The organism is Kitasatospora sp. NPDC127035, assembly GCF_042726075.1.
In the GTDB taxonomy this organism is placed as follows: domain Bacteria; phylum Actinomycetota; class Actinomycetes; order Streptomycetales; family Streptomycetaceae; genus Kitasatospora.
Map to the genome: position 1 here is coordinate 1 of NZ_JBHXDN010000144.1, position 4,757 is coordinate 4,757.

Genomic DNA, 4,757 nt, shown 5'->3' on the forward strand with positions numbered 1-4,757 from the left:
ACTTCCCATCCGAACAGGCCGCGTTTAAGGTGCTCTACCTCGCCGTCCGGGAGCTGATCGCTCCCCGGGCACGCGACGTCAACCGCGTCGCCGCAACCCCTGACCGCACCCCGCCGGGACGGCTCCCGCTGCCGCCTCCTCACCGGACGCCGCCGGCGGACATACGGCGCCCCCGCCGCACGAGCGGCGGGGGCGCGGGAAGAGCGGCGTCAGAGGTTTTCGCGGTAGCCGCCGGTGGCGGTGCCGCGCTCCTCGATGAAGTGCTTAAAGCGATTGAGGTCGCCCTTGACCTGCCGGTCGAGTACGCCCACCATGTCGGTGGACGTCTCGGCCAGGCCGCCGGGCTGGAAGTCCATCTCCATCAGGACCCTGGTGTGGGTGGCGTCGATCGGCTCGAAGCGGACCATGCCGGTCTGCTTCACATCACCGCCGATGGTGCGCCAGGCGACGTGGTCGTCGGGGACCTGGTCGACGATCTCGGTGTCGAACTCGCGGCTGACGCCAGCGATCTTCGTCTTCCAGTGGTTGTGGCGGTCGTCGATCCGGCTGATCTCCTCCACGCCGTCCATGAACTTCGGGAAGTCCTCGAACCGCGTCCACTGGTTGTACGCGGCGCTGACCGGCACGTCGACGTCAATCTGTTCCCGCACCTTGCTCATCGCTGAGCCCACCTTCGGATCGGTATCTCACGCGGTGACCCACTCGTCTGTCCCGCCCGCCAACCCTCATGCCGGGGTCATACCGATTGCGCCCCGAACCGCGTCCCGGCAACCCGGCGGCCCCGCCCCGGGCACGGTCAGTGACCTCGGCGCCGTGCCGCCGGGAAGGCGACCCGCAGGTGCGGGCGGGGTGCCTTCACACCCCGAGGCCGGTACCCGGGGAACCGCTGTGGCCGTCCTGCCAGGCGACGGCCCCATCAGCCGCTCCTCGTCCAGACCGGTCACAGCGATCACCCGCTCGTACATCCCCCCGTCGTCCAGCGGGCCGAGCAGGCGCACCGCTCGCGTGACATGTCCGGCCCACAGCTCCTCCGGCACGAACGGGCAACGCCGGTACCGCACGGCGAGCTGGGCAAGGTGCCGTACGCCGCACGCGTGCAACAGCCGCACACCGTCCAGGCACGCGTCCATGGCCACCGCGCAGGAGTCCGGCACCCGCAGCACCACCACCTCCCCCGCCGCCACCAGCGCCCCGTGCGCGGCGCAGAGCTCCGGCGCGTCGCCGGGCCCGGCCCCCGCACTGTCCTCGCAGCGGGCCCCCTCCGCTCTACGCCCCCGCCCCGACCCGCGGCAGCCAATACGGCCCGTCCCGGCCACGCGGGCAGCGCCGAGCCGGCGCGGCGGCGACCGTGAGGCGAGGGAGAACCGGCAGCGCACACCCCGATGCCTCCGAAGGGCCACCGTACGGCCGTGCCGACAACGAGAATGGTGACGTGACGGGATGGGCCGGCACACCCCCGGGAGACCGGGCCGGACCGCCGCGCCGAACGGGATGGGTCAGCCCAGCCACTCGCTGGTGTCGCCAGGGCCGTCACCCCGGTCCTCGCCACCGTCGCGGCCGGGCCGCAGGTCCCGGCCGGATTCGGCCGGACCGGGCGTGAAGACGTGCCCAACGCCTCACCCCGACGACGCTACGAGCCGGACGCCCACTCCCCCCGGGCGACAGACCCTGACCGGAACCGGTCTTCACCCGACCGCCCCCAACCCGAACCCGATGGCACCAGGCCGAACACCACGCCCCGCCATCCGGCCGATCCGGCGAACCCGCCCACCCCGAAACCACCAGGCCCGGGGCCCACAACAGCGCGAATCCAGGGAATCTCCCGGCGCTCCACGTCACAGGCACTCCCGGCCCCCGGATGGGACGGGGACGGGCCACCCCGGACAGGCGACCTGCCACGGGCCGTCGACCGACCCCGCCGGCCCCCACCGGCGCCGGAAACCGGTCGTACGAGAACAGCGGCAAGAACCCGGGCAGGGCCCTGCGGGAGTCTACGAGGATCGCAGTGCGGTGCGCGCCGCCATCCTTTGCCCGCAGCGCGCACCGCACCGCGACGGGCGGGCGGAGGGTCAGGTGAGGCGCCTGCCGAGAGCCACGGTGAGCAGCGCGTGTGGTACCCGGGCGAGCCAGAGCAGGCCGCTGTCGGGATCGATGATCGTCCGGCCGTCGGCGAACGCCGTCCACCCGTTGTGGCCAGTCTCCACCCGGCCCGCCAGGCTCCGGTCGGGCCTGCGAACGGGGAACAGGGTGCGCCCGGGCCAGCCCTCGATCAGGAACACCCCGCCCCGCGCGTTCCAGGTGGCGCCGCCCGGGCCGCGCAGCAGTGGCGAGGTGGACGTGCGGTCCGTGGCGTCCGCGGGGCTGGCCGTTCTCCACCCGAATGCCCGAAGCCCGGCGCCATCGCGCCCTGTGCACGGTTCGCCCGCGATGATGCCCATAAGAGATATATCTTCCACTAGTCTAGTAAATGTCCTATACCGATTCATCCGAGTGCAGCGGCCGCGGCCCGGTCGACGGCCGTCCCCGGCTCCGCCTGGAGGTGCCATGGCTTCACCCCGAGCCTCCACCCTCTGCCTCGGCCTCTGCCTGGGCCTCGTGGCGATCAGCGGCGCCGCCTGCGGAGGCGGGAGCCCGCCAGCGGCGGTGGCACCGAAGGTGGCGGCATCCGCCGCCCAGGCCGGCGGCATGGACACACTCATCCGAGCGGCGCAGCAGGAGGGCGCTTTGACGGCAACCGCGTTGCTGCGGCACTGGGCGAACTACGGGGGGCTGATCGACGGGTTCGAGAAGAAGTACGGGGTCAAGGTCACCGTCGACAATCCCACCGGTGGGAGCCAGGAGGAGATCGACGATGTGAAGCGCTACCGTGGCCAGGAGCGGGCGCCCGATGTGCTCCAGCTCGGCAATTCCTTCGCCGCGTCCGCTGCCGAGGAGGGCCTGCTCGCGCCTTACCGGGTCGCCGACTACGGGCGGATTCCGGCGAACCAGAAGGACCCCCACGCCCGCTGGTACAACAGCTACGGCGGATACGTGTCGATCGGCTGCGACGCGTCCCGCGTGAAGGTTTGCCCCGTCACCTTCGCCGATCTGCTCAAGCCGGAGTACAAGGGCATGGTCGCGGTGAACGGCGCGAGCCCCAACACCGCCGGGTCGGCGTTCGCCGCCGTGTTCGCCGCGGCCCTCGCCAACGGCGGTTCGTTCGACGACATTCAGCCGGGCATCGACTTCTTCGGCCGGCTTGCCGCGGCGGGCAACTACAACACCGGAAACCCCGTACCGGAGTCGATCGTCAAGGGCGAGACCCCGATCGCCATCAACTGGGACTTCCTCAACCTGCAGCACGTCGACGCCCTGCGCGGCCAGGGGGTGGACTGGAGGGTCTCCATTCCCTTCGACGGCAGCTTCTCGCTCTACTACGCCCAGGCGATCAACAAGGACGCGCCTCATCCGGCGGCGGCCCGGCTGTGGGAGGAGTACCTCGCGAGCCCCGAGGGCCAGAACCTGCGGCTCGCGGGATACGCCCGCCCGGTCCTGATGGACGCCATGGCCAAGGACGGCACCCTCGACAAGGACCTGGCCGCCAGGCTGCCGACCGTGGAGGGCGGCACACCCACCTTCCCCACCCCGGCGCAGCTGAAGCAGGCCCGCAACGTCGTCAAGGAGAACTGGGACAAGACCGTCCCGCCGAAGCCCGCGCCGTCCTCCTGACGGCGCAGCCGTCCCTTGCCGGGCACGGGTAGACCAGAGTGCACCAGCGGTCGTCGGGGCCTTCCAGCTGCCCCCTCAAGTGGGGAGGGCGGGGCAGCGTCCGCCTGTCGCCGGGCCGCAGAAGGCCTCGTTTCACGGCGTTCGAGGACGAGCAGCCCGGCCGGTGGATGCTCGCGCAGCGGGCTGGGCGGCCGACCCCGAACCCGGCGGCCGCCAAGCGGGCGGCCGGAACGAGGCCGAAGATGTCCCGCACCGACCGGTTCGCCCAGCGCCTGGCCCCCTCGCCGCCTTCGTGGAGCGGGAACGGCACCCCCGGGTGCCCCGCCCGCACAAAAACCGGCGGAGAGCGTAGAGGCCGGCCCCGGAGGTGAGGAACAGGCGGTCGTACCGCACTTCGCCCCGGGTACCTGGCTCAACAATCAGGAGAGCAGGAGGGCGAAGCTGACGGCGGGCCAGCTCGCGCAGCTCGCCGAGCACGGCACGGAGAGGGCGTAGGAGCGAGCGGCGCTGGGATTCCCGGAACACTCACGTGATTCCCGTACACCGACGAAGTCGGGAGGTCAGGGCTGGTCGGATCCCATCGTGGATGAAGGCCCGACCGGGAACACCAGCTCGACGCCTCAACGAATAGACCGGACGATTCGCCCCCAGACGCAGGAGGTGCGGTGTCCACGCAGGCGCCCAGTACCCAGGTGGGGCCCGGCAGGCCGCCGCCCACCTCGGCGACCAGCCCCACCAAGGCACCGGACCCGTCGTGCAAGCGGCGTGCACACAGCCCGCGCCCCGTGAACCATCCCTCCAGGACGGCGAGGACCGGCTCGTAGGAGTCGACGCTGCCCCGAGAGGGCACCCGGATCAACTCCGCGGCGAGCTCCAGGACCGAGTCTCGGTCCGCGCGCGCCTGGCTCAGCAACTCGGCTGCCAGCACCCGGTCCACTGCCGCGTCAGTCACTAAGTGGGTGTTTCGCTCCTGGTTGTCGAGGTCAGGTTCCGTGCCAGGTGGGGGTCGTTTCGCCGGTGAGGCGGCGGGTCATGAGGCTGATCATCGC

Annotated in this window: 3 protein-coding genes; 1 reads left to right on the forward strand and 2 read right to left on the reverse strand. The window is 71.6% G+C overall.

The window, feature by feature from the left end:
• Positions 1 to 209: 209 nt before the first annotated feature.
• Positions 210 to 659, reverse strand: a complete 450-nt coding sequence (locus ACFWIC_RS40665) for an SRPBCC family protein (protein WP_380522204.1) — start codon at positions 657 to 659, stop codon at positions 210 to 212.
• A gap of 1,410 nt (positions 660 to 2,069) precedes the next feature.
• Complete coding sequence (locus tag ACFWIC_RS40670; protein WP_380522206.1) at positions 2,070 to 2,438, reverse strand: hypothetical protein; 369 nt, start codon at positions 2,436 to 2,438, stop codon at positions 2,070 to 2,072.
• Between the two features lie 106 nt (positions 2,439 to 2,544).
• On the opposite strand from ACFWIC_RS40670, the gene ACFWIC_RS40675 reads away from it, so the two are divergent.
• Positions 2,545 to 3,708: an ABC transporter substrate-binding protein gene (locus ACFWIC_RS40675; RefSeq protein ID WP_380522208.1), complete on the forward strand. Its 1,164-nt coding sequence runs from the start codon at positions 2,545 to 2,547 to the stop codon at positions 3,706 to 3,708.
• Positions 3,709 to 4,757 lie beyond the last annotated feature (1,049 nt).